We start from the raw sequence: 25225 nt of genomic DNA, 5'->3' as shown, positions 1-25225 counted from the left end.
ATGTCGGGAGATGCCTAGCCCGCGTAGAGCAATCCTTGCGGATCGATCTCCGGCTTGCGGCCGGCAACTATGTCGGCAAGGAACTTTCCCGAGCCGCAGGCCATGGTCCAGCCGAGATGGCCGTGGCCGGTGTCGAGGTAGAGATTGTCGTACCGCGCCCGGCCGATGACCGGCACGGAGTTCGGCATCATCGGGCGAAGTCCAGCCCAGAGCTCAGCCTTGCTCTCGTCGAAGGCGCCGGGGAACAGGTCCTTGCCGGTGTTCAGGATCGAGTTGAAATCGCGTGGCTTGAACGTGCGGTCGAACCCGGTGAACTCCGCCGTCGAGGACATCCGCAGCCGATTTCCCAGCCTGGAATAGCCGATCAGCCGATCCTCGTCGGCGCCGCCCATGATCGGCCCCTTGCTTTCATCTTCCAGCGGAACAGTCACGGTATAGCCCTTCACGGGATAGACGGGGAGGTCGATGCCGTAGCGGCGGCCGAGCAGGCCGCTCTCCGGCCCCATGGAAATGACCACCGCGTCGCCGGCCACCGGGCCGGCCGAGGTCATCACGGCGCGCACGCGGCCGCCGTCGATCTCGAGGCCTTCGACAGTGGTGCCGTAGAGGAACTGGACGCCGAGTTTCTCGGCGGCATAGGCAGCGAGGCGCTGCGTGAATTGGCTGGAGTCGCCGGTCTGGTCGATCGGCGAATAGACGCCACCGGCAATCTTGTCCTTAGCGCCGGCGAGGCCCGGCTCGAGCTCGACCAGCCGGTCGCGGCCGACGATCTCGATCGGCAGGCCGTGTTCGCCGAGATAGCGGTAATTGTCGGTGCCGGTGTCAAAGCTCTGCTGCGAGCGGAAGAAATACAGAATCCCCTTCTTGCGCTCGTCATAGTGGATGCCGGTTTCGGCGGAGATGGCGTTGATGCAGTCGCGCGAATAGAGCCCCAGACGCAGCTTGACGTCGGTGTTGGCGCGCATGCGCTTATGCGTGCACTGGCGCAGGAAGCGCAGGCTCCAGGCGAAAAAATATGGATCGAAGCGCAGGCGCACCTTGATGCCGAGATCGTGGTTATAGAGGCCGCGCAGGAACGTCTTCAGCGCTGCCGGCGAGGCCCAGGCGGTGGCGTCCCCGGGCGACACCAGGCCGGCATTCGACCGGCTGGTGCCGCGTGCTGCCGCCGGATGGCGCTCGATCACCGTCACCTCATGGCCGTCGCTGGCCAGACAATAGGCCGCCGCCGTGCCGACGACGCCGGCTCCAAGCACCAGGATTTTCATTCCGCCCCCAGCGCGCTGAACCAACCTTTGCGGAGAGCCCACTTCACCCCAGAGCCGAATTCTTGCTGGTCAGGATGCGCTCCCAGGCAAGCGCATCGGCAACAATCTGGTCGAGGTTGTCGCGCTGCGGGGTCCAGCCGAGTTCGCCGCGCGCCAGCTCCGAATTGGCGACGACCGCGGCGGCGTCGCCGGCGCGGCGATCGCCCATCCGCACGTCGAAATCATGGCCGAAGACGCGGCGGACGCTGTCGATGACCTCGAGCACCGAATAGCCGTGGCTGTAGCCGCAATTGGCGACCAGGCTCGATCCGCCGGCACGCAGCCGCTGCAGCGCCAGCCGATGCGCCGCCGCCAGGTCGCTGACGTGGATATAGTCGCGCATGCAGGTGCCGTCCGGCGTCGGATAATCGGTGCCGAACACCTGCATGAAGGGACGCTTGCCGAGCGCCGTCTCGCAGGCGACCTTGATCAGATGCGTGGCACCGGGCGTCGACTGGCCGGTGCGGCCCTTCGGATCGGCGCCGGCGACGTTGAAATAGCGCAACGCCGTATAGCGCAACCCATGGGCAATGGCTGCGTCGCGCAGCATCCATTCGCTCATCAGCTTGGACAGGCCATAGGGCGATTCCGGCGCAAGCCGGGCATCCTCGCGCACCGGCTCCAGGCCGGCGCCGCCATAGACGGCGGCGGTCGAGGAAAAGATGAAATTGGGCACGCCTTCGCGCACTGCGGTCTCGATCAAGGTGCGCGTCTTGCAGGTATTGTTCTCGTAATAGGCAAGCGGGTCGGCGACCGATTCGGGGACCACGATCGAGCCGGCGAAATGGATGATCGCGTCGACCTTATTGTCGCGGATGATCGAGGCGACCAGTTCCCTGTCGGCGACATCGCCGACGACGAGCTTTGCTTCCGGGGCTACTGCCCATTCAAAGCCGGTGGAAAGCCGGTCGAGGACGACGACGCTGTCACCCGTGTCCAGCAATTCCCAGACCATATGGCTACCGATATAGCCGGCCCCGCCTGTCACCAAAACCGTCATCCGCATCCTCGCTATTCATGATTTATCGGAACTGTCTCAATCGTCGCCTTACTGGAAAACCTGCCGCCAAGCCATTAGAACCTGCGGTAACCGGTCTCATCGGCGTGTGGCATTGTCCTGAAACAAGATTGATCCACATCAAGGGAATAGGCCACGTTCCGTGGTCGTTAGGAACAGGCTCGGGGCGTGGCATTTTGACCAAAAAGGCCAGGTGGACGACGAATGGGCCAATGACTATGATCCCGCGCAAAACTGGGAAGGCGACATGAACTATCAGCGGTTTTTCGAGGAAGCGATCGACCAGCTCCATGCAGAGCGCCGCTACCGCGTCTTCGCCGACCTTGAGCGTATCGTAGGGAAATTCCCGCGCGCCATCTGGCGTGCCAATGGCCGCGCCGAGGAAATCACCGTCTGGTGCTCCAACGACTATCTCGGCATGGGCCAGCATCCCGACGTCATTGCCGCGTTCCAGAAGGCGGCAGGCAAGATGGGGTCGGGGGCCGGCGGCACCCGCAACATTTCCGGCACCAGCAACCCGCTGGTCGAGCTCGAACTGGAGCTGGCCGACCTGCACGACAAGGAAGCGGCACTGGTTTTCACCTCCGGCTTCGTTTCCAACGAGGCGTCGATCTCGACCATTGCAAAGCTGCTTCCCAATTGCCTGATCATCTCGGACGAGCTCAACCACGCTTCGATGATCGAGGGCGTGCGGCGCTCGGGCGCCGAGAAGAAGATCTTCCGCCATAACGATGTCGCGCATCTCGAAAGCCTGCTGCAGACCGCCGGCCGCGAGCGCGCCAAGCTGATCGTCTTCGAGAGCGTCTATTCGATGGACGGTGACATCGCGCCGATCAAGCAGATCGTCGATCTCGCCGAGCGTTACAACGCCATGACCTACATCGACGAGGTCCACGCCGTCGGCATGTACGGGCCGCGCGGCGGCGGCATCACCGAGCGCGAAGGGCTGGCCGACCGCATCGACATCATCGAGGGCACGCTGGCCAAGGCGTTCGGCACGCTTGGCGGCTACATCGCCGGCAACACTGCGGTGATCGACGCGGTGCGCTCCTATGCGCCGGGCTTCATCTTCACCACGGCGTTGCCGCCGGCGATCGCTGCCGCGGCAACCACCTCGATCCGCCATCTCAAGCGTTCGCAGGCCGAGCGCGACGCGCAGCTGCGCCAGGCGACACGGACCAAGCAAGTGCTGGCCGCGGCCGGCCTGCCGGTGATGGAATCGCCTGCCCACATCGTGCCACTTCTGGTCGGCGATCCCGAGCTCTGCAAGATGGCCAGCGACCGCCTGCTCGGTGTGCACGGCATTTACATCCAGCCGATCAACTACCCGACAGTGCCGCGCGGCACCGAACGGCTACGCATCACGCCGACACCGTTCCATTCGGACGCGCTGATCGCCTCGCTGCAGGACGCGCTGGTCGAGACATGGGACGCGTTGGGGATTCCCTACGGTTCGGCCGGCCGGCCTTCGGTGGCCAAAAGCGACCGCGTCATTCCGTTGCTGGTGCCGAAGTCGGGCGGGTAACTCCGCCGCCACGGGCAGCCGCCTATCGGTGCCGCCTCATTTTCAGTGCTGCGATGCCTGGCGCAAACCTCAACACACTTCACACACTCGTCATCCATTTCGCCAGCCGGTGCGCGGCTTCCTCGAGCTGGTCGAGGCGGCGGTGGAAGCACAGCCTGAGGAAGGCTTCGCCGCCGGGGCCGAAGGCGGTGCCGGGAGCCAGGCCGACATTGGCGCGATCGACCATGTCGAAGGCGGCAGCGCGGGAATCGCTGATGCCGTCGACTGCGAAGAACAGATAGAATGCGCCCTGCGGTACGGTGAACCGGGCCCTGCCGGTTTCGGCGAGAATGCCGCAGACCAAGTCGCGCGCCGCCCTCGCCCGCTCCACCTGCTCGACGATGAAGGCGTCGCCTTCATCGAGGGCAATGACGGCGCCGCGCTGCATGAACTGCGCAACGCCGGAAGTCGAATACTGGACCAGGTTCTCGAACACCTGCTGCAAGGCGGGATGGATCTTGATCCAGCCGATGCGCCAGCCGGTCATCGCCCAGTTCTTGGAGAAGGAATTGACGAATAGGATGCGATCCTCATCGGCCATGATGTCGATGAAGGACGGCGCGCGGCCATGGCCGTAATGAAACAGCGAGTAGATTTCGTCGGCGATGATCCACAGGCCCCTCTCGCGGGCGAGATCGAGGATCGCCTGCAGCGTCTCCTTGTCGGCGGTCCAGCCGGTCGGGTTGGACGGCGTGTTGACGAACAGCGCCTTGGTCCTTGGCGTGATCGCCGCTGCGATCTTGTCGACGTCGCAGGACCAGCCATTGCCCGACTGGTCGAGCGTGACCGCGACCGGAACGGCGCCGGCCACCCCGGCGGCGGCGGCGAAGTTCGGCCATGCCGGCGACAGGTAGACGAGTTCGTCGCCCTTGCCGGCCACCGCATCGATGGCCATCTGGATGGCGTGCATGCCGGAGCCGGTGACGATAAATTCCTCGTTGGCGAAAGTCTTGCCGAAATGCCTGGTGTAGTAGCGGGCGAGCGCCTGCCTGAGTTCAGGAATGCCCCGCTGCCAGGTGTAGAAGGTCTCGCCGGCGGCCAGCGCCTTGGCGGCGGCATCGGTGATGAAGGCAGGCGTCGGCAGGTCGCCCTCGCCGGCCCAGAGCGGTATCATGCCGTCGCGGCCGCGGCCACGGTTCATGACGGCGACAATGCCGCTTTCAGGCGCCGCACGCGCCTCGGCGCGCAGAGTATCGATCAGGGTCATGGATGGGTCCGTTTTCGTTTGCTCGACTGCTAGCGTGTTTCAGGGCGGACGAAAACAGAAAACCCCGGCCGCAAGCGACCGGGGTTTTGGTCCAGAAAGTTGCCGCAGGCGCTACTTTCTGGCGAGGAGATCGCGAATTTCGGTGAGCAGCGCGACGTCGGCTGGCGGCGGAGCGGCCGGGGCGGCCGGTTTTTCACGCTCCAGCCGCTGGCGCAGATTGTTCACCGCCTTGACCATCACGAAGATGATGAAGGCGAGGATGAGGAAGTTCAGCGCCACGGTGATGAAGCTGCCATAGGCGAAGACCGCACCCTGTTTCTTTGCATCAGCCAGCGAGGTTGCATTCACCGCGGAAGACAGGGGTATGAAGTAGTTGTTGAAGTCCAGTCCTCCGAAGATCGCGCCAACAATAGGCATGATGATGTCGTCGACCAGCGAGGTGACGATTTTGCCGAAGGCAGCGCCAATGATGACGGCAACGGCCAGGTCCATCACATTGCCCTTGGAAATGAATTCCTGAAACTCTTTCAGCATTCGACTCCTCCTTGTCCTGACCGGCCGTTCTGCCGTCCGCTCCCCCGGCATCGACCGGCAGGCAGAATAGCAAAAACCTGCGGTTGCAACAGGAACAAAAGCTGGTTTCAGCCGGTCACGATTGCCCGACGCAGTCGATATGATACGCCGAAAGCCGCGATGGACTCGATCGCCAAGCTGTGATTGCGTCTGCAAGGCCGGATGAAAAAGCCGGCGCAGGGAGGAAGTTCGAGGCGTGCAGGGCTGGTTCATCGTCATCATCGCGATCGCCTATGTGACGTTGCTGTTCGTCATCGCCAGCCTGGGCGACCGCCGCTCGACTTCAACCGGGCCCGGCTGCGCCCGGCCGTTCATCTATGCGCTCAGCCTCGCCATCTACTGCACCTCCTGGACCTTCTTCGGCTCGGTCGGCCTGTCCTCCGAGCGCGGCCTCGAGTTCCTCGGCATCTATATCGGACCGGTCCTGGTGTTCGTGTTCGGCTTTCCGCTGCTGCAGCGCATCGTCAGGCTGGCCAAGACCGAGAAGATCACCTCGATCGCCGACTTTCTCGGTGCCCGCTACGGCAAGAGCTTCGCTGTCGCGGCGATCGCCACGCTGATCGCGACCATCGGCGCCGTGCCGTATATCGCGCTGCAATTGAAGGCAATCTCCGGCTCGGTCAGCCTGATGGTCGAGCATTATACCGGCTCGCCCCCGTCGTTCGATCCGTTCGTCAGCGACATCTCGCTGGTCGTGGCCATGCTGCTGGCGCTGTTTGCGGTGCTGTTCGGCACGCGCCATGCCGATGCCACCGAGCACCAGGACGGGCTGGTGCTGGCGGTGGCAGTCGAAACCGTGGTCAAGCTCGCCGCCTTCCTTGCGATCGGCCTGATGGTCACGTTCCTGATCTTCGGGGGGCCAGGCGACATGTTCGACCGGCTCGCCGAAAACACGCAGGTGCGCCAGGCGATGGGCTACAACACCTCACTCGCCACCTGGCTGGTGCTGACATGCCTGAGCGGCTTTGCCATCCTCATGCTGCCGCGCCAGTTCTACGTCACCATCGTCGAGAACCGCAGCGAGGCCGAGCTGCGCACCGCGACATGGGTGTTTCCGCTCTATCTGGTGGCAATCAACCTGTTCGTGCTGCCGATCGCATTGGCCGGCCTGGAGCTGGTCGGCCCCAGGACCAGCAGCGACCTCTATGTGCTGTCACTGCCGCTTTTCAGCGGCCACGACGTGCTGGCCATGGCCGCCTTCATCGGCGGCCTGTCGGCGGCGACCGCAATGGTGATCGTCGAAAGCGTTGCGCTGTCGATCATGATCTCCAACGACCTGATCATCCCGCTGTTCGTGAGGCGATTGCTGCGGACCACGACCTCAGAGAGCGAGGACTGGTCGACGCTCATCCTCAATGTGCGGCGGGCGGCGATTTTCATCATGCTGTTCATCGCCTTTCTCTACTACCGCGAGAGCACCAACAGCGCGCGGCTGTCCTCTATCGGCCTGATGTCGTTCGCCGCGATCGCGCAGTTCGCGCCGGCAATGATCGGCGGCCTGGTCTGGCGCGGCGCCAACGGCCGGGGTGCCGCGCTTGGCATGGTCGCCGGCATCGTCGTCTGGAGCTACACGCTGCTGCTTCCGTCGCTCGTCACACCCGATACTGGCATCCTGGTCCACGGCCTGTTCGGCTTCGATGCATTGCGGCCGCAGGCGCTTTTCGGCACCGTCGCCGAGCCGCTGAACCATGGCGTGCTGTGGAGCCTGTCGATCAACACGCTGTTTGTTGTGTTCGGCTCGCTGTCGCGCGCCTCTGTGCCGCTGGAACGCATCCAGGCGTCGATCTTCGTGCCGCGCGAAGCGGGTCCGCTGCCCAGCCTGCGCCGCTTCCGCACCACGATCACCGTCAACGACCTCAAGGACACGATCGCGCGCTATCTCGGTGTCGAACGGACCGAGCGGTCCTTCCAGTCGTTCGAAAAGAGCAGCGGCACTTCACTGCTCGGCAACGAACAGGCCAGCATGGATGTCATCCGCTTCTCCGAGCAGCTTCTGGCCAGTGCCGTCGGCTCCTCTTCGGCGCGGCTGATCCTGTCGCTGCTGCTGCGTCGCAACGACCGCGAATCCAAGGACGCCTTCCGTCTGCTCGACGACGCCACCGAGGCGCTGCAGCACAATCGCGACCTGCTGCAGATCGCGCTCGACCAGATGGAACAGGGCATCACCGTCTTCGACCGCGATTTCCGGTTGATCTGCTGGAACCGCCAGTACCGGGCGCTGTTCGACCTGCCCGACGAGATGGGCCAGGTCGGAGTCTCACTCGATCGTATCCTGCGCCACCTTGCCGAGCGCGGTGACATACCGGCAGACCAACGCGTCACCATGCTCAACCGCCTGACCAGCTTCGTCAGCCCATGGCAGATGGAGTTGAAGACCAGCGGACGCATCCTCGAATTGCGCTCCAATCCGATGCCGGACGGCGGCATCGTCGCCACCTATGCCGACATTTCCGGACGTGTCGAACAGGATCTGGCGCTGAAGCGCGCCAACGAATCGCTGGAACAGCGAGTGAAGAGCCGAACCGCCGAGCTCACCCGCGTCAATGAGGAGCTGGCGCAGGCGCAGATGCTGGCCGAGGAGGCCAATCTCGGCAAGACCCGCTTCCTCGCTGCCGCCGGCCACGACATCCTGCAGCCGCTGAACGCCGCCCGCCTCTATTGCTCGTCGCTGATCGAGAAGACCGGCAAGGGACCTGCCGGCAAGGCGGCGATGAATATCGAATCGTCGCTGGAATCGGTCGAGACCATCCTCGGCGCGGTGCTCGACATTTCGCGCCTCGATGCCGGCGCGATGAAGCCGGACGACACGAGCTTCGGCCTGGACGGGCTGCTGCGCCAGATCGGCAACGACTTCCGGCCGCTTGCCGCCGAAAAGAAACTCGAGCTCTCGATCATGCCCTCGTCGCTCAGCGTCATGACGGACCGCAATCTGCTGCGCCGGCTGATCCAGAACCTGGTCTCAAACGCCATCAAGTATACGCGCCATGGCCGCATCCTGGTCGGCGTGCGGCGGCGCGGCGAACTGGCCGAGATCCAGGTGATCGACACCGGCATCGGCATTGCCGGCGACAAGCTCAACACCGTGTTCCGCGAATTCACCCGGCTCGATGAGGGCATGCGCGAAGCGGAAGGCCTCGGCTTGGGGCTCTCCATCGTCGACCGCATCGCCCGCGTCCTGCGCCTCGAAATCCGGATCTTCTCCAATCCCGGCAAAGGCACGCGCTTTTCCGTGCTGCTGCCGGTGGCGGCCGTGCAGGCACCGCGGCGCGAGGCCGAGGCGAAGCCGCCTGCCCGTGTCGCGGCCTCGCTTGCCGGGCTCAATGTGCTCTGCATCGACAACGACGCCCGCATCCTCGACGGCATGCGGCTGCTGCTGGAGGGCTGGGGCTGCAGCGTCGACACGCTTTCCGGCGCGGAGGATATCGAGAGGTCCGGCATGCATCGGCCGGACATCGTGCTTGCCGACTATCATCTCGACAACAGGACCGGCCTTGAATTGATCGCCCAGTTGCGTGCGATCCATGGCGAGGACCTGCCGGCCGTGCTGGTCACCGCCGACCGCTCGAGCGAGGTTCGCGCCGCCGCCGGCAGGCTGGACGTGCCGGTGATCAGCAAACCGCTGAAACCGGCGATGCTGCGCTCGATGATGGCCAGGGTCAGGCCGCTGGCGCCGGCGGCCGAATAGGAATCAGCCGGCCGTCTGCAACGGGTCGCTGCCGATCTTGGACAAAAGGATGACCGCCTGGGTGCGGCTGTCGACGCCGAGTTTCTGCAGGATGGCCGAGACATGCGCCTTGATCGTCGCTTCGGAGACCCCGAGCTCATAGGCGATCTGCTTGTTGAGCAGTCCCTCGGCCAGCATGCCGAGCACGCGCGTCTGCTGTGGGGTCAGCGCCTGCAGCCGCTTGATCAGGTCGGAAATCTCGGGATCGCGCTCCACCCCGAGATCGATGCCGACGGGAGCCGCGATATCACCTGCAAGCACCGACTGCACCGCATTGCGGATCTCCTCCATGCTGGCCGATTTGGAGATGAAGCCGGAGGCGCCGAGATCGAGCGCGCGCCGGATCGTCACCGGATCGTCATGCGCCGAGACCACCATCATCGGCACCGCCGGATGGATGCCGCGCAACGAAATCAGGCCAGAAAGACCGCTTGCCCCCGGCATCGAGAGATCGAGCAGCACCAGATCGACATCCTCATTGGCCAGGACCAGCGCCTTGGCGCTTTCGAAATCGCCGGCCTCGTGAATGGCGGCAACGTCGCCGATGCCCGCGAGTGCCTCCCTCAATGCACCGCGAAAAAGCGGGTGATCGTCGGCAATGACGAATGTGTAGCCCAACGGTGATATCCCTCCCCGAATCCCGTTTGCGATTTTCCGCCTTGCAGGATCTGAACAATCATAACGCTACGCCTGCTGTTCGGCGTGGCCGGCTTGCTATTCCCGCCCCAGGTCTTTTTGCGAATTGCCTAGGTCTTTTGCGAATTCGGCTTGGCGCCGTCTTCGTCCTTGTCCATGTCCTTGACGATGTCCATGAAGCTGCGCAGGAAGCGCTCCATGTAGCCCATCGTCTTGTTGAAATCCTCCTCGCTGGGCAAAGTCGATTCGAAACGCGCGGCAAGCGAATTTTCGAGTTTGGCGACGCGTTCGTCGAGAGCCTTCACCGAATTTTGCAGCCGGTCGACCTCATCCTGCAAGGCGGCACGTTCGTCGGCCGCCGTCTTGCAGACAAGCTGACCGGAGCGCTCCTCGCAGAGCGACATGGCGCCGGTTTGCGTATCCATGCGCACATAGCCATTGGCCGATTTTTCCAACCGGTAGCGATCGGCTTCCTCGGAAAAGGCCGAGGCCGCGACAAGCGACACCAGTGCTGCGGGGATCAATACGTGTTTCAGACGCATGTTTTCCTCCATGAGCCAGTTGGTTCAATGTATCACATGTTTGCGCCTGAAATGGGGAAGAGTTCGGAGCGTCCGAAACCCGCTTGCCCCTTCCCCGCATGATCTGTTCGGACTATAGCGCAACGATGTCCGAGATCATCTACAAGATAGTTCCCGAGGCGCTGTGGCGCGAGGCTGAAAGAGAAGGCCGCTTCACCGGCGCGCCGATCGACGTCGCCGACGGCTTCATCCATTTTTCCACCGCCGGGCAGGTTCGAGAAACGGCGGCCAAACATTTCGCCGGCCAAAGCGGATTGCTGCTGGTCGCCGTCGATAGCGCGCGCCTCGGCGATGCGCTGAAGTATGAGGTCTCGCGCGGCGGCGCCTTGTTCCCGCATCTCTATGGCGGGCTCGGCCTCGATGCGGTCGTTTCAGTGCAGGCATTGCCGCTCGGCGCCGACGGCCGGCATGAATTCCCGGCGCTGGGGGCCGAATGAGCGCGTTCGACCGGATCGGCCAGAAACTGTTGTTCACGCTCGATCCGGAAACCGCGCATGGGCTGTCGATTGCCGCGCTGAGATGCGGGCTGCCGGTCTCCGGGCGCCCTTTGCTAGACGACAGGCTAAGGGTCAGCCTTTGTGGACTCGATTTCCCGAACCCGCTCGGCATGGCTGCGGGTTACGACAAGAATGCCGAAGTGCCTGACGCACTGCTCGGCCTGGGCTTCGGCTTCGCCGAGGTCGGCACCATCACACCGCTGCCGCAGACGGGCAATCCGAAGCCACGCATCTTCCGGCTGCCTTCGGACGGGGCGGTGATCAACCGGCTGGGTTTCAACAATGAAGGCCACGCCGCCGCAGAGAAGCGTCTTGCCGCCCGAAAAGGCCGCCCCGGCATCGTCGGCATCAACATCGGCGCCAACAAGGACAGCGCCGACCGCGTCGGCGATTATGAGCGCGGCGTGATCCGGTTCGCGCGATATGCCAGTTATCTGACAATCAATATCTCCTCGCCGAACACGCCGGGCCTGCGCAACATGCAGGCGCGCGAACAGCTTGGCGAGCTCCTGTCGCGGGTCATGGCTGCGCGTGCGGCGGCACCGGAAAAACCGCCCGTCTTCCTCAAGATCGCGCCGGATCTGGTCGAGGCCGAGCTGGAGGACATCGCCGCCGAGGTCACTGAGAAGAAAATAGACGGCGTCATCGTCTCCAACACCACGATCGCGCGAGCGGGACTGCGCAGCAACGATTTTGTCGAGGCCGGCGGGCTTTCGGGAAAACCGTTATTCGAGCGCTCGACCACCGTGCTGGCAAAAATGCGGAAACTGCTTGGCCGGGATCCTGCCGTCATCGGCGTCGGCGGCGTCGATTCCGCCGAGACGGCGCTGGAAAAGATCCGTGCCGGCGCCGATCTCGTCCAGCTCTATACCGGCATGATCTATGCCGGGCCCGCGCTGCCGGGGCGCATTCTTTCCGGCATGGCCCGTTTCATGGACAGTCAAGGGCTGAAGTCGCTGCGCGAGCTTCGCGACAGCCGCCTCGATCAATGGGCAGCGAAGCCGCTTTAGCGATCAGCCAAAGGCTGTGCGCACCCGCAGCCGCAATATGGCGAGCAGGCTGAAGCCACGCACCAGCAGGAAGACATGCAACGCCGCCCATAGGCCGTGATTGCCGAAGGCCGGCGCCAGGATCAGCAGAGCGGCGCTGAACGACAGGAACGACAACAGCATCATGTTACGCATGTCGCGCGACCATGTCGCGCCGATGAAAACCCCGTCCATCTGGAAAGCTAGCGCGCCGCTGAGCGCGGTGAACGCCGCCCAGGGCAGGTAGATATCGGCAATGGTGCGAACGTCGGTCGAGGTCGTGATCAGGGCGACGAGATCGGTGCCCTCCAGCAGGAAGAAGAGCGTCGCCGCGCCCGACAGCCCGAGCCCCCAAAGCAGCGTCAGCCGCACGGCCTGGTCGAACGCCGTGGCGGCGCGGGCGCCGATGGCGCGCCCGGCGAGCTGTTCGGCGGCGGTGGCGAAACCATCGAGGAAGTAGCCGGCAACCAAGAAGAGGTTCATCAGCACAGCGTTGGCGGCCAGCGTCAGAGTGCCGAATTGTGCGCCTTGGCGCGTGAACAGCGCAAAGGCGGCGAGCAGCGAAAAGGAGCGGATCATGATATCGCGATTGAGCGACATCATGCGCAGGAATGCCGGCAGATCGAGGACGCGGTGGCGCGGCAGCCTGGGCGCCGCCCAAAAGCGACGGCCGACAATGGCGAGACCAAGCAGCATGGCGACGAATTCGCCGGTGAGCGTTGCCCAGGCAACGCCGGCAACGCCCCAGCCGAGCTCTAGGCCAAGCAGGAAGCAGAGGGCGATGTTGATGCCGTTCAGTATCAATTGCAGCATCAGTCCGAGCCCGCCCTCGCCGCGCCCCAGCACGTAACCGAGGATGGCGTAATTGATCAGGGAGAACGGTGCTGCGAGCATCCTGATGCGGATATAGACGTCCATCGCCGCGCTGACGCGCGGTTCGGCGCCTATGAACCATTGCCCGGCAGTGGAGACCAGGGGCGCAAGCGCGGCAAGCACGACGCCGGCGACGACCGCGATCAGCACGGCGCGCCAGAACACCGCCTGCTCCTCCAGCGCATCGCCGCGCCCGAAGGCCTGGGCGACGAGGCCGGTGGTGCCGGAGCGCAGGAAGTTGAAGGTCGTGAAAACGACGTCGAAGATCAGGGCGCCGGCCGCCAGGCCGCCGAGAAGGGCGGCGTCGCCGAACTGTCCGACCACCGCAGTATCGACAATTCCGAGCAACGGCGTCGTCAGATAGGCAAGCGTCATCGGCACGGCGATGGCGAGCACCGAGCGTGGACCGCGGGTCTCGCTGAGGGCGCAGCTCGCAACGGCCGGCACGGTGCTGGCAGCGCGGCTGGCCTTGCTGAACGGCATCGCCTGCAACACCGCCGGCGGCAGCCATCACGCGCGGCGCGCGCAAGGCGCCGGCTTCTGCACTTTCAACGACGTGGCCGTGGCCGCGCTGGTGCTGCTCGCCGAAGCTGCTGTCCAAAACATCCTGGTCGTCGACCTCGACGTGCATCAGGGCGACGGCACGGCGGATATCCTGAACGACGAGCCGGGCGTGTTCACCTTCTCCATGCATGGCGACCGTAACTACCCTGCGCGCAAGATCGCCTCCGATCTCGACATCGCCCTGCCCGACGGAACCGGCGATGCAGCCTATCTGGAGCGGCTGGGCGCCATCCTGCCGGAGCTGTCGGCGCGAGCGCGCTGGAACCTCGTCTTCTACAATGCCGGGGTCGACGTCCATGCCGAGGACCGGCTCGGCAGGTTGTCGCTCACGGATGACGGGCTGCGCGCTCGCGACGATATGGTGATCCGCCATTTCCGCACGCTTGGCATACCGGTGTGCGGCATTATCGGCGGAGGCTATTCGACGGATGTCGCAGCACTCACCGCACGCCATGCCATCCTGTTCGAAGTGGCCGCTGCCTACGCCTGAAAATTCACTTCCGGTAGTTAGCGATCCTGAGCAGGATGAATGCCGGCACGACGATCGCGGCACCGAGCAGGATGTAGCCGAGAAAGCGGTCGATGGCGTGGAAGCCCAAATTCCACAGGTCTATGAAGAATTTGCGGATGCCGTAAAGCACGTCCATCGGCGACCAGCCGAAGGCGTTCATGACCAGGCCGACGAGGAACGACACCACGAGCAGCTTCAGGATCACCCGGAGCGGCGTATCGCCGAGAAAGCGGTTCAGTGCGGACAAGGGCCTGTCTCCACAGTCGGGTGCCGCGATTCGGGCACATGCCAAGAAATACGCAGTCGCCCGCGCCGCATCAAGGCGGCGCCTCAAATCGGATTGCGCATCGGCGCCGGGCCATGATATCGGAGGAACCAGCGCGGGTATGATGTAATGGTAGCTTGTCAGCTTCCCAAGCTGAACGCGCGGGTTCGATTCCCGCTACCCGCTCCAGCTTTTGCCCCGGTGCATTGCACTTGTTCTGGTCAGGCTGAAAACCAGCGGCTTCACAGGCATTTTTTTGCAGCCGGCTGGCCGTCTTTCATCTGTTTGGCCGATGTGCCAGTTCGTGGAATATCTCACATTGAGGGTCGGCGGGGCCTCGAATGACCCCAACCGGAAAGTCTACCCTTGGCCCGCTGGCGTCTGCTGGCGGGCTTTTTTTTGAGCATCACGCGGTATTGCCAACGTGCACCGGCGCCGCTCAGGCGGGCCCGTCTGGTCGTCTGGCTGGCCATGGAATGCGCCCGCTACCCGCGGAATGCGCCCGCTACCCGCTCCAACCCTCAGCCCACCTCCCGCAAAATAAAATCGTGCAGCATCTTGGCTGCCGGTGACAGCGCGCGGTTCTTTACCGTGATCAGGCTGTAAGGCCTGACCTCGATGTCGAACTCAGTCTGGACGACATCGATAGCGCCGGCCAGGCCTTCGGGGTTCTGAATGAACTTCGCAACCTGGACCGACACCGGCGCGATGGCGTCGGATTGCGCGACCATGACCAGAGTCAATAGCAGCGAACTGGTGTTGAGGATGCGGTCCGGCAGCGCGATGTTGCGGTTCAAGAAGTTGCTTTCCATCGCCTGGCGCAGCGGCGAGCCGCCCGACTGGAAGACCCAGTCATAGGCGGCGGTGTCTTCCAGCCGCACTGCCTTGCCCTTGGTCAGCGGGTGGCCGCGGCGCACGATCAGGCAGGCCTTCTCGACGCCGATGACGCGGGCTTCGAACAGCCGCGGATTGAGGTCGTCGGGGATGCGGGCGATGATGAAATCGTGGCGCGAGGCGATCAACTCGCGCGCCAGCACATTCGAGGTCTCGACCTGCATGGTGATTTCGATGCGCGGATAGAGGCGCCGGATCTCGCGGATCGCCGGCACCGCCAGCTCGATCGCCGGTGCTGTCACCGCGCCCAGGAACACCGAGCCGCCCTTGCCCGCCTTGAGCTCGAAAATCTCACGGTCGACCTCGCGCATCTCGAGCAGGATCGATCGCGCGCGCCGTGCCAACGCCTTGCCATAGGGTGTCAGCGTGATGCCGCGCGGCAGCCTTTCGCAGAGCTTGACGTCGAGCACCGCCTCCATCTCGGCGATCATGCGCGAAGCGGCCGGCTGCGAGATGTTCATGACCTGGGCCGCGGCACTCACCCGGCCGTGCTCGTCGAGGGCTGCGATCATGCGCATGTGACGCAGGCTCAAGCCGCTGCGCAGCAAGGTTCCGCCATCACCCGGGATTTCATCGTAACCGGCTGATATTCCACCAGGATTTCGCAGCGCCGCCATGATTTTTCCCTACTTCTGCGCCCGGCGCCCCGGCTGATCATCCGGCAGCCTCGCCACTAGCTTTAGCCATATCGGTTTCGATATAGCAACCATCAAAGATCGCATTTGACAGTTATGGCAAAGCGACACACCCTTCGCGCGTCCTGAGACTTGACGATCGGCGACGAGGGAAAACTCGTATCGATTGAAACCAGAGTTTCGGGGCCGATTGGGAGGATACCGGAGATCGATTGAGGGCAGCGGCGCGTTTGGCGCTCCTGCACGATTGCGCGGCCCACGAAACCCAAGGGTACGCGTCCATCAACCAGGGAGAGTTAATGTGAAGATCATCAAGACACTGGCCGCCGTCGCGGCCCTAGGCATCGCGGCCATGACGCTGCCGGCGCAGGCGGGCGAAGGCCTGATCGGCGTTCTGATGCCCACCAAGACCTCGCAGCGCTGGATCAACGACGGCGACGCCGTCAAGTCCCAGCTCGAGGCTCTGGGCTACACTGTCGACCTGCAATATGCGCAGGACGACATTCCGAACCAGCTCAGCCAGCTGGAAAACGAAATCACCAAGGGCCCGAAGGCGCTGATCATCGCTTCGATCGACGGCACCACGATGGGCGATGCGCTGCAGAAGGCGAATGACGCCGGCGTCGTCGTCGTCGCTTACGACCGCCTGATCAAGAAGACGCCAAATGTCGACTACTACACCACCTTCGACAATTTCGGCGTCGGCGTCATCCAGGCCAAATCGCTGCTCAAGGGCCTTGGTTATCCCGAGAAGAAGGGGCCCTTCAACATCGAGCTGTTCGGCGGTTCGCCGGACGACAACAATGCGTTCTTCTTCTATAACGGCGCCATGTCGGTTCTTCAGCCGCTGATCGACGACAAGACCCTCGTCGTGAAGTCCGGCCAGATGGGCATGGACAAGGTCGGCACGCTGCGCTGGCTGGCGGCAACCGCCCAGGCCCGCATGGACAATCTGCTCTCCGCCAACTACTCGGACGGCAGCCGCGTCGATGGCGTGCTCTCGCCCTATGACGGCCTGTCGCGCGGCATCATCGCTTCGCTGCGCGCCGTAGGCTACGGCACTGCCGATCAGCCATGGCCGATCGTCACCGGACAGGACGCCGAGACCGCTTCGGTCAAGGCGATCATCGCCGGCGAACAGTATTCGACCGTGTTCAAGGACACCCGCGAACTCGCCAAGGCGACGGTCGAACTCGTCGACAAGGTGCTCTCGGGCGGCAAGCCGGAAGGCCTCGACACCAAGACCTACAACAACGACGTCAAGGTCGTTCCCTCGATCCTGTTGACGCCGCATGATGTCGACAAGTCGAACTACCAGGCGCTGGTGGTCGACTCCGGCTACATCAAGGCCGAAGAACTGAAGTAATCGCGGTTACAAAGCCTGGGGTCCTGCGCAGGCAGGGCCCCTTTTCGTTGGCGAGCCAGCCCGGTATTGTTTGCGGACCTCGCAGGAGTGGTATTCTCAATGGCATCGACGATTTTGGAGATGCGCGACATCACCAAGACGTTTCCCGGCGTCAAGGCGCTGTCGAACGTCAAGCTTATGGTCGAGGAAGGCGAGATCCATGCCGTGGTCGGCGAGAACGGCGCCGGCAAGTCGACGCTGATGAAGGTGCTGTCGGGCGTGTATCCGTCCGGCACCTATGACGGCCAGATCATCTATCGCGGCGATGAGTGCCATTTCAAAGGCATCCATGACAGCGAGCGCAAGGGCATCGTCATCATCCACCAGGAGCTTGCGCTGGTGCCGATGCTGTCGATCGCCGAAAACATCTTTCTCGGCAACGAGCACGCCAGATACGGCGTCATCGACTGGAATGCAAACGAGGCGCGCACCAGCGCCCTGCTCAAGAAGGTCGGCCTCAAGGAAGACCCCAACACGCTGATCACCAATATCGGCGTCGGCAAGCAGCAGCTGGTCGAGATCGCCAAGGCACTCAGCAAGGAAGTGAAATTGCTCATTCTCGACGAGCCGACGGCGAGCTTGTCCGAAAAGGACAGCCAGGCGCTGCTCGATCTGCTGCTCGAATTCAAGCGGCAGGGCATCACTTCGATCCTGATCTCGCACAAGCTCAACGAGGTGAACCGGGTCGCCGACAAGGTCACGATCATCCGTGACGGCCGGACCATCGAGACGCTGGCCAAGAAGGACATCTCGGAGGACCGCATCATCACCTCGATGGTCGGCCGTTCGCTCGACGACCGCTATCCGCCGCGCGAGCCGAAGATCGGCGAGACCGTTCTCGAAGTGAAAAACTGGTCGGTCTACCACCCCATCCATGCCGAGCGGCAGGTCATCAAGGGTATCAACCTCAACGCGCGCAAGGGCGAGGTGGTCGGCATTGCCGGGCTCATGGGCGCCGGCCGGACCGAGTTTGCCATGAGCCTGTTCGGCCGGTCCTATGGCCGCCGCATCACCGGCGAGGTGTTCCTTAACGGCAAGCCGATCGATGTCTCTTCGGTGAGCAAGGCGGTGGAACACGGCATCGCTTACGTTACCGAGGACCGCAAGACCTACGGTCTCAACTTGATCGACCATATCAAGCACAACATCACGCTCGCCAACCTGCCTGGAGTGTCACGCCATGGCGTGATCGACGATTTGCGCGAGCTTTCGGTCGCCAACGATTATCGCGGCAGGACCAATATCCGCGCCTCGAGCGTCTACCAGATGACCGGCAATCTTTCTGGCGGCAATCAGCAGAAGGTGGTGCTGTCGAAATGGCTGTTCGCCAATCCGGAAGTGCTGATCCTCGACGAGCCGACACGCGGTATCGACGTCGGGGCCAAGTATGAAATCTATACGATCATCGCGCGTCTCGCCTCCGAGGGTAAGGCAATCATCGTCATCTCGTCGGAAATGCCCGAACTGCTCGGCATCACCGACCGCATCTACGTCATGAACGAAGGACGCATCGTCGGCGAAATGGCGGCAAGCGACGCCAGCCAGGAAAAGATAATGCGCGCCATCGTCCGCGGAGAAGGAAAAGCATCATGAGCACCGAAAGCGCTCCCGGGCCGCAGACCGGCGTTGCCCAGGACCTACAACAGGGACCTCGCATTGCCGTCTCGGCGCTGGTCACCAACTTGCGCGAATACGGGTTGGTGCTGGCGTTGATCGCAATCATGGTGTTCTTCCAGTTCACCACGTCCGGAACGCTGTTCAAGCCGGTGAACCTCAGCAATCTGGTTCAGCAGAACAGCTTCATCATCGTGATGGCGCTGGGCATGCTTCTGGTGATCGTTTCGGGCCATATCGATCTCAGCGTCGGCTCCGTCGCCGGCTTCATCGGCGCACTGGCGGCGATGATGATGGTCATCTGGCCGCTTGGCCCATTGAGCAATCCGCTGGTGGTGTCGATCATCTGCCTGATCGTGGGTGGCGCGATCGGCGCGGCACAAGGCTACTGGATTGCCTATCACCGAATACCGAGCTTCATCGTCACACTGGCGGGCATGCTGATCTTCCGCGGCATCTGCCAGGCGCTGCTGGGTGGCGGGTCTTCGGTGGGGCCGCTCCCCGTCGGCTTCAAGGCGCTCAGTTCCGGCTTCATTCCGGACCTGATCGGCCCATTGACGCTGATACCGCCAACCGTGAACGCCGCCGGCAAAACCATTGTCGGCAGCGGCCTGACGCTGCACCTGACGACGATCGTGATCGGCCTCGTCGCCGTGCTCGCCTATGCCTATTTCGGGCTCAGGGCACGGCGCACCCGCGAGAAGCATGGCTACGAAGCCGAGCCCTTCTCGCTGTTCGTCGTCAAGACCCTGGTGATCAGCGCGCTGGCGCTGTTTCTCGTCTACCAATTCGCCACCTACAGGGGCCTTCCCATCGTTCTCATGGTGATGGGCGTGCTGATCGCGTTGTTCGTCTTCGTTACCAAACGCATGACGATCGGCCGTCGCATCTATGCGATGGGCGGCAATGCCAAGGCAGCCCAGCTATCGGGCATCAAGACCGAACGGCTGACGTTGATGGTGTTCATCAATATGGGCGTACTGTCGGCACTCGGCGGCCTGATTATCGCTGCGCGCCTGGGGCAGGCTGTGCCGGCGGCCGGCCTCGGCAGCGAGCTTGACGTCATCGCCGCGGTGTTCATCGGTGGCGCTTCGGCGATGGGCGGCGTCGGCCAGGTCATCGGCGCGGTGGTCGGCGGTTTCATCATGGGCGTCATGAACAACGGCATGTCGATCATGGGCGTCAATGTCGACTGGCAGCAGGTGGTAAAAGGCCTGGTGCTGCTCGGCGCCGTCGTCTTCGACGTCTACAACAAGAACAAGGCTTGAGAGGCAACCAGGAGGCATACGGGTCACATCGCGGCGCTGCCGGGCGGCGCAAAAAAGTCCCCCGAGGGACCTGATCCGCGAGCGCAATCCGGACGAAGAATTTCAACCGAGGCGCGGACAGGGTCCGGGCCACGCAGGGTAGGGTTTGCCGCCAAAGGCAGGCCAGCCCGCAATTCAGAGAGGGTTACCATGCTGATCTCACAGATCCTCGACGACGCCGAGACGATCCGCGTCGTTGCCCGCAACAGCGGCAAGACCCGCGTCATTAACGGCGCCCGCAGCGTCTATTCGCTGGCGATGGAGGCCGCGCGCACCGGCAGCGGGCTTGTCGCCCTGATCGAGCGCAAGGGCTTCGGCGAAACCGTCGATCTCGACGCAGCCTACAAGAAGGGCCGGCTGCTGTCGCCGATCAACCATCCCGATCCGGCCCATCTCCATCTCACCGGCACCGGGCTGACGCATCTCGGCTCCGCCGCGACCCGCGATTCGATGCACAAGAAGCTCAGCACGGACGGCGAGGAACAGCTGACCGATTCCATGAAGATGTTCCGCATGGGGCTTGAGGGCGGTAAGCCGGCGAAAGGCCAGATCGGCGTGCAGCCGGAATGGTTCTACAAGGGCAACGGCACCATGGCAGTGGCGCCCGGGGCCGCGCTTATGTCGCCCGCCTTCGCCCAGGACGCCGGGGAGGAGCCGGAAATCGCCGGTATCTATGTGATCGGCGACGACGGCGCCCCGTTCCGCGTCGGCTTCACGCTGTCGAACGAGTTTTCCGACCACGTCACCGAGCGCGTGAACTATCTCTTCCTTGCCCATTCCAAGCTGCGCAACGCTTCGTTCGGCCCGGAGATCCTGATCGGCGATCTGCCGTCCGATATCCGCGGCGCTTCACGTATCCTGCGCGACGGCAAGCTGCTTTGGGAAAAGCCGTTCCTGTCGGGCGAGGCGAACATGTCGCACACCATTGGCAATCTCGAGCATCACCACTTCAAATACTCGGCCTTCCGCCAGCCGGGCGACGTGCATGTGCACATGTTCGGCACGGCGACGCTGTCCTTCGCCGACGGCGTCAGGACCGAGGCCGGCGACGTGTTCGAAATCGAGGCCCCTGATTTCGGCCTGCCTCTGCGCAACCCGCTTGAAATCGAGCAGCCGGTGAAGGTCGCGGTGAAGGCGCTTTGAGGCGTCGATGAAAGCGTGATCTCCCCCCTCGTGGGGGAGATGGCAGTTCCAACCTCAGCGCGCGGCGCGGAAATGCTTGGACAGTTTCAGGCCCTGCGCCTGATAGTTCGAGCCGAGGTCTGTGCCGTAGAGCGCTTGCGGCCGTTTCAGCATGTGCTCGTAGATCAGCCGTCCGACGATCTGGCCGTGGTCGAGGATGAACGGCACTTCGTGGCTGCGTACCTCGAGCACCGCCCGGCTGCCGGTGCCGCCTGACGCCGAATGACCGAAACCCGGGTCGAAGAAACCCGCATAATGGACGCGGAACTCGCCGACCAGCGGATCGAAGGGCGTCATTTCGGCGGCGTAGAGCGGCGGCACATGCACCGCCTCGCGCGACACCAGAATATAGAATTCGTCCGGATCGAGCACCAGTTCGCCGGCGCCGCTCTTGTAGAGCGGCTCCCAGAAATCGACTACATCCTGCGCGGCGCGCTTGTCGACGTCGACCAGGCCGGTGTGGTGCTTGCCGCGATAGCCGACCAGCCCATCCTTGTCGCCGTCGAGGTCGATCGACAGCGCGATGCCGCCGCCTGAGATGTTGGGCGGTTCAGTGGCGACCAGCATCTCGGCGCGGTGCAGTTCGTGCAGGTCGCTTTCCGACAAGAGCGCATTGCCGGTGCGGAACCTGATCTGCGACAGCCGCGAGCCGGTGCGAACGACGATCGGGAAGGTGCGCGGGCTGACCTCCAGATAGAGCGGACCTTCATAGCCGGCGGCGATCTTGTCGAACTCGTGGCCACGGTCGGTCATCACCCGAGTGAAGATATCGAGCCGTCCGGTCGAGCTTTTCGGGTTGGCGGAGGCGGAAATATGCGCGGGCAGCGCCAGGCTTTCGAGCAGCGGCACGATGTAGACGCAGCCGGTTTCCAGCACGGCACCTTCGGCGAGGTTGATCTCGTGCAGCTTCAGCCGGTCGAGCTTGTCGACAACCCTGTGGTCCGGGCCGGGCAAGAAGGAAGCACGCACCCGCCAAGCCTTGTCGCCGAGCCTGAGGTCAAGGCTGGCCGGCTGGATCTGATCGGCATCGAGCGTGCGCGGCGATTTTAGCGCGCCCGTCTGGAACAGCGCGGAAATATCCTGATCGGGAAGAATGCCTGTCTGCCGCAAGGGTCTGGCTCCGTTCGAACGCCGGGCGAGGTCTTGTTCTGTCGCAGGTCCGACCATGGACGCCTTTGGCACCTGCTTGGTACAACCCTCTTAATCATGCCGGCAATTGACGCAAGCGTGGCGCGGGTCTAAAGCTCGTTATCCCGTGGTGATTTGGCCGGTCGGCTTGCAGCCACGTTAAACAAGTCGCTAAAGGACCGTCGGGCCGCAAGGCCATATGGACCGGTTGCGACTTTCGCGACCGGTTTTTTGTTGTTTGGACCAATTTTGGTGTTTGGATAGAATGATGACCAAGAAGCGCGACTGGAAGCCTCAGACCGCACTCGTGCATGCCGGGACGCTGCGTTCCAGCTTCGGCGAGACCTCCGAGGCGATGTATCTCACCCAAGGGTATGTCTACGAGACGGCGCAAGCGGCGGAAGCCCGCTTCAAGGGCGAGGAGCCAGGCTTCATCTATTCGCGTTATGCCAATCCGACCGTCGACATGTTTGAAAAACGCATGTGCGCACTGGAAGGAGCCGAGGACGCGCGCGCCACTGCATCCGGCATGGCGGCGGTGACGGCAGCATTGCTGTGCAGCGCCAAGGCTGGCGACCATATCGTGGCGGCGCGCGCACTGTTCGGCTCCTGCCGCTGGGTGATCGAGACGCTGGCGCCGAAATACGGCATCGAGGCAACGCTGGTCGACGGCACAGACATCGCCAATTGGCAAAAGGCGGTCAAGCCGAACACCAAACTGTTCTTCCTGGAAAGCCCGACCAATCCGACGCTGGAGGTGGTCGACATCGCCGCCGTCGCGGCACTTGCCAATTCGATCGGCGCCAGGCTGATCGTCGACAATGTCTTCGCCACGCCCTTGCAGCAGAAACCCCTGCAGCTCGGCGCCCACATCGTCGTCTACTCCGCGACCAAGCATATTGATGGCCAAGGGCGCTGCCTTGGCGGCATCGTTCTGTCGGACAAGAAGTGGATCGACGAGAACCTGCATGACTATTTCCGCCACACCGGCCCCAGCCTCTCGCCCTTCAATGCCTGGACGCTGCTGAAAGGCCTGGAGACGCTGCCGCTGCGCGTACGCCAGCAGACGGAAAGTGCCGGCCGCATCGCGGATTTCCTCGCCGAGCGCCCGCAAATCGCCCGCGTCATCTATCCCGGTCGCGCCGACCACCCGCAAGCGGCCGTGGTCAAGAAGCAGATGTCGGGCGGCTCGACGCTGATCTGCCTGGATGTGAAGGGCGGCAAGCAGGCGGCCTTTGCCTTCCAGAACGCACTCGAAATCGTGCTCATTTCCAACAATCTCGGCGACGCCAAGAGCCTGATCACCCATCCGGCGACGACGACGCACAAGAACTTGACCGATGAGGCCCGCGCCGAGCTCGGCATCGGACCGGGCACGCTCAGGCTGTCAGTCGGCCTTGAGGACGCCGACGATCTGCTCGAAGACATCCAGCAGGCGCTGAGAGTTGCCGGATAAGGGCTGGACGAACAGAGGCGAGCGGGGACGCGCCGATCAGGCGCCGGACGGGGTCTGTTCCAGCTCCGCGACGGCCTTGCTCTGGATAGTCATCACATTGCCTCGCCAATCGACGGCGCCGCTCAGCCATCCGCGCGCCCAAATGGCGGGAAGCATCAGGTCTCGCGCCATCATCGCCGGGATCGTGCGCAGCGACAGGTGCCATCCCTTGGCCGAGGCCAAGGCGCATTCCGGCAGGTAGGCCGCGACCAGCACGGCGGTGGCGGTGGCCGGCAGGCTGACGCCGGCGTCAGCCGCGGCAACCAGCGCAAGCACCAGCGGCGGTGCCGCGCCGATCAGGATTTCGGGGGCAAAGAACAGTGCAAAGGTGACGCGGCGCAGCCGCGCCCAGCGCGCCTGCCGCGACCAGATCTCGCCAAGCGTGCGCCGGCCGAGCGGCTGTTCGAAGGGCGAGGCGACAAGATTGACCCGCAGTCCGAGCCGGTTGACCAGCTTGGTCGCGGCGGCGTCCTCGGCGATCTCGGCAGCAAGCGCGCGGATGCCACCATTGGCGTCGAGCATGGGCTTGTTCCACAACATGCTCTTGCCCTGGGCGAAGCCGAGGCCGAGCGCCGCTCCAGCGTACTGCCAGCGCGCCTGCAGCGTGTTGAGAAAGGCGCATTCTACCTCCCCCCAGAAGCCGTCCGGCCGCGAGCCGATCGGCGTCGAGCAGACGAGGCCGGTGTCGTGCCGCCACGCCGCCATCAGGTGCTGGACGTAATCGCTCGGCATAAGCACGTTGGAATCGGCAAGGATGACCCAGCGATAATGCGCCGCCTCCCAACCCTTCACACAATTATTGAGTTTCGGATTGCCGCTGATGCGGTCGTCACCGACTAAAAGGCGGGCGCGAATAGCTGGAAAGCGCGCCATTGCGGCGGTGATCGGCTCGACCACCGGGTCGTCGGCATGGGCGACGCAGAAGATGAGTTCGTAGCGCGGCCAGTCGAGGGAGAAGGCGCGCTCCAGCGTCTCTTCGGCAAACGGCTCGACGCCGCGCGCCGGGATGACGATCGATACCGGCGGCGCGTTGGCCGCGGGCGGTGCAATCCTGGCTGGTCGCTTTAGCTTCAGCAAGGCTAACAGGATGCTGGCGAGATTTGAAAGAAGGAGGGCTATGGAAAGGAGAGCGGCTGCGAATGTCGGTTCCATCGAGATCTGGTCACTCCAGAAATGCTGGCCGCATGACGGCCGTTTTCAACAAATCGACAAAACGCTGA

The 25225-nt window shown here is 63.5% G+C and carries 20 protein-coding genes, 1 tRNA gene, 1 pseudogene and 1 riboswitch; of the genes and pseudogenes, 11 read left to right on the top strand and 11 right to left on the bottom strand.

Features of this window, described 5'->3' with window-relative positions:
- Positions 1–14: 14 nt before the first annotated feature.
- A complete protein-coding gene (locus tag NKH21_RS16640; RefSeq protein WP_352664148.1) occupies positions 15–1265 on the bottom strand; it encodes a D-amino acid dehydrogenase in 1251 nt (416 codons plus the stop codon).
- A 43-nt stretch (positions 1266–1308) separates the two neighbouring features.
- A complete protein-coding gene (gene galE / locus NKH21_RS16635) occupies positions 1309–2304 on the bottom strand; it encodes a UDP-glucose 4-epimerase GalE (RefSeq protein WP_352516604.1) in 996 nt (331 codons plus the stop codon).
- Positions 2305–2569: 265 nt separating this feature from the next.
- On the opposite strand from galE, the gene hemA reads away from it, so the two are divergent.
- Positions 2570–3847, top strand: coding sequence for a 5-aminolevulinate synthase (gene hemA / locus NKH21_RS16630; protein WP_352866239.1), 1278 nt, complete (start codon positions 2570–2572; stop codon positions 3845–3847).
- A 79-nt stretch (positions 3848–3926) separates the two neighbouring features.
- Here the strand turns inward: hemA and NKH21_RS16625 are convergent, their stop codons facing one another.
- Both NKH21_RS16625 and mscL read right to left on the bottom strand, forming a co-directional pair.
- Positions 3927–5093 carry a pyridoxal phosphate-dependent aminotransferase gene (locus tag NKH21_RS16625; RefSeq protein WP_352664150.1) on the bottom strand — a complete coding sequence of 389 codons (1167 nt, stop codon included), beginning with the start codon at positions 5091–5093 and terminating at the stop codon, positions 3927–3929.
- A gap of 111 nt (positions 5094–5204) precedes the next feature.
- Positions 5205–5627: a large conductance mechanosensitive channel protein MscL gene (gene mscL, locus NKH21_RS16620; RefSeq protein ID WP_352664357.1), complete on the bottom strand. Its 423-nt coding sequence runs from the start codon at positions 5625–5627 to the stop codon at positions 5205–5207.
- A gap of 235 nt (positions 5628–5862) precedes the next feature.
- Here mscL and NKH21_RS16615 point away from each other — a divergent pair, with 235 nt between their 5' ends.
- A complete protein-coding gene (locus NKH21_RS16615; protein WP_352664152.1) occupies positions 5863–9351 on the top strand; it encodes a PAS domain-containing hybrid sensor histidine kinase/response regulator in 3489 nt (1162 codons plus the stop codon).
- A gap of 3 nt (positions 9352–9354) precedes the next feature.
- On the opposite strand, the gene NKH21_RS16610 is transcribed toward NKH21_RS16615, so the two are convergent.
- Both NKH21_RS16610 and NKH21_RS16605 read right to left on the bottom strand, forming a co-directional pair.
- Entirely contained in the window at positions 9355–10017 is a 663-nt protein-coding gene (locus tag NKH21_RS16610; protein ID WP_031211969.1) for a response regulator transcription factor, read from the bottom strand.
- 119 nt (positions 10018–10136) lie between these two features.
- The gene (locus NKH21_RS16605) at positions 10137–10568 is read right to left on the bottom strand and encodes a hypothetical protein (protein ID WP_352470125.1); all 432 of its coding nucleotides are present in this window, start codon (positions 10566–10568) and stop codon (positions 10137–10139) included.
- A 125-nt stretch (positions 10569–10693) separates the two neighbouring features.
- On the opposite strand from NKH21_RS16605, the gene NKH21_RS16600 reads away from it, so the two are divergent.
- Complete coding sequence (locus NKH21_RS16600; protein ID WP_352664154.1) at positions 10694–11044, top strand: DUF952 domain-containing protein; 351 nt, start codon at positions 10694–10696, stop codon at positions 11042–11044.
- Positions 11041–12114, top strand: coding sequence for a quinone-dependent dihydroorotate dehydrogenase (locus tag NKH21_RS16595; protein WP_352664156.1), 1074 nt, complete (start codon positions 11041–11043; stop codon positions 12112–12114). Before NKH21_RS16600 ends, NKH21_RS16595 begins: the two co-directional genes overlap by 4 nt.
- A 3-nt stretch (positions 12115–12117) precedes the next feature.
- Here the strand turns inward: NKH21_RS16595 and NKH21_RS16590 are convergent, their stop codons facing one another.
- On the bottom strand, positions 12118–13452 hold the full coding sequence (locus NKH21_RS16590) for an MATE family efflux transporter (protein ID WP_352664158.1): 1335 nt from the start codon (positions 13450–13452) through the stop codon (positions 12118–12120).
- Between NKH21_RS16590 and NKH21_RS16585 the strand changes: the two are divergent.
- Positions 13409–14059 (top strand): annotated as a pseudogene (locus NKH21_RS16585) (histone deacetylase family protein); the annotation flags it as partial. The gene NKH21_RS16590 and the pseudogene NKH21_RS16585 overlap by 44 nt on opposite strands.
- 4 nt (positions 14060–14063) lie before the next feature.
- Here NKH21_RS16585 and NKH21_RS16580 read toward each other — a convergent pair.
- Complete coding sequence (locus NKH21_RS16580) at positions 14064–14327, bottom strand: DUF6460 domain-containing protein (protein ID WP_023677362.1); 264 nt, start codon at positions 14325–14327, stop codon at positions 14064–14066.
- 133 nt (positions 14328–14460) lie between these two features.
- On the opposite strand from NKH21_RS16580, the gene NKH21_RS16575 reads away from it, so the two are divergent.
- Positions 14461–14534: transfer RNA gene (locus NKH21_RS16575), tRNA-Gly, on the top strand.
- A gap of 332 nt (positions 14535–14866) precedes the next feature.
- Here the strand turns inward: NKH21_RS16575 and NKH21_RS16570 are convergent.
- Positions 14867–15856, bottom strand: a complete 990-nt coding sequence (locus tag NKH21_RS16570; RefSeq protein ID WP_352488235.1) for a LysR family transcriptional regulator — start codon at positions 15854–15856, stop codon at positions 14867–14869.
- 319 nt (positions 15857–16175) lie between these two features.
- On the opposite strand from NKH21_RS16570, the gene chvE reads away from it, so the two are divergent.
- From chvE to araD1, 4 genes are all read left to right on the top strand, one after another.
- A complete protein-coding gene (gene chvE, locus NKH21_RS16565) occupies positions 16176–17240 on the top strand; it encodes a multiple monosaccharide ABC transporter substrate-binding protein (RefSeq protein ID WP_352664160.1) in 1065 nt (354 codons plus the stop codon).
- A gap of 99 nt (positions 17241–17339) precedes the next feature.
- Positions 17340–18872: a multiple monosaccharide ABC transporter ATP-binding protein gene (mmsA, locus tag NKH21_RS16560; protein ID WP_023677359.1), complete on the top strand. Its 1533-nt coding sequence runs from the start codon at positions 17340–17342 to the stop codon at positions 18870–18872.
- Positions 18869–20161 (top strand): multiple monosaccharide ABC transporter permease, encoded by a 1293-nt coding sequence (gene mmsB / locus NKH21_RS16555; protein WP_292659525.1) that lies wholly within the window; start codon positions 18869–18871, stop codon positions 20159–20161. Before mmsA ends, mmsB begins: the two co-directional genes overlap by 4 nt.
- A gap of 189 nt (positions 20162–20350) precedes the next feature.
- Positions 20351–21343, top strand: coding sequence for an AraD1 family protein (gene araD1, locus NKH21_RS16550; RefSeq protein ID WP_352664162.1), 993 nt, complete (start codon positions 20351–20353; stop codon positions 21341–21343).
- Positions 21344–21397: 54 nt separating this feature from the next.
- On the opposite strand, the gene NKH21_RS16545 is transcribed toward araD1, so the two are convergent.
- Positions 21398–22549 (bottom strand): 2'-deoxycytidine 5'-triphosphate deaminase, encoded by a 1152-nt coding sequence (locus tag NKH21_RS16545; protein WP_502903374.1) that lies wholly within the window; start codon positions 22547–22549, stop codon positions 21398–21400.
- Between the two features lie 78 nt (positions 22550–22627).
- Positions 22628–22705, top strand: a riboswitch (SAM riboswitch).
- A 70-nt stretch (positions 22706–22775) separates the two neighbouring features.
- On the opposite strand from NKH21_RS16545, the gene NKH21_RS16540 reads away from it, so the two are divergent.
- Positions 22776–23966, top strand: a complete 1191-nt coding sequence (locus tag NKH21_RS16540; RefSeq protein WP_352664166.1) for an O-succinylhomoserine sulfhydrylase — start codon at positions 22776–22778, stop codon at positions 23964–23966.
- Between the two features lie 36 nt (positions 23967–24002).
- Here NKH21_RS16540 and NKH21_RS16535 read toward each other — a convergent pair whose 3' ends face one another.
- Positions 24003–25157 (bottom strand): ceramide glucosyltransferase, encoded by a 1155-nt coding sequence (locus NKH21_RS16535; RefSeq protein WP_352664168.1) that lies wholly within the window; start codon positions 25155–25157, stop codon positions 24003–24005.
- Between the last annotated feature and the right edge of the window lie 68 nt (positions 25158–25225).

It is taken from the genome of Mesorhizobium sp. M1329 (assembly GCF_040318035.1).
Taxonomy (GTDB): domain Bacteria; phylum Pseudomonadota; class Alphaproteobacteria; order Rhizobiales; family Rhizobiaceae; genus Mesorhizobium.
This window is presented reverse-complemented; position numbering and strand designations above follow the sequence as displayed.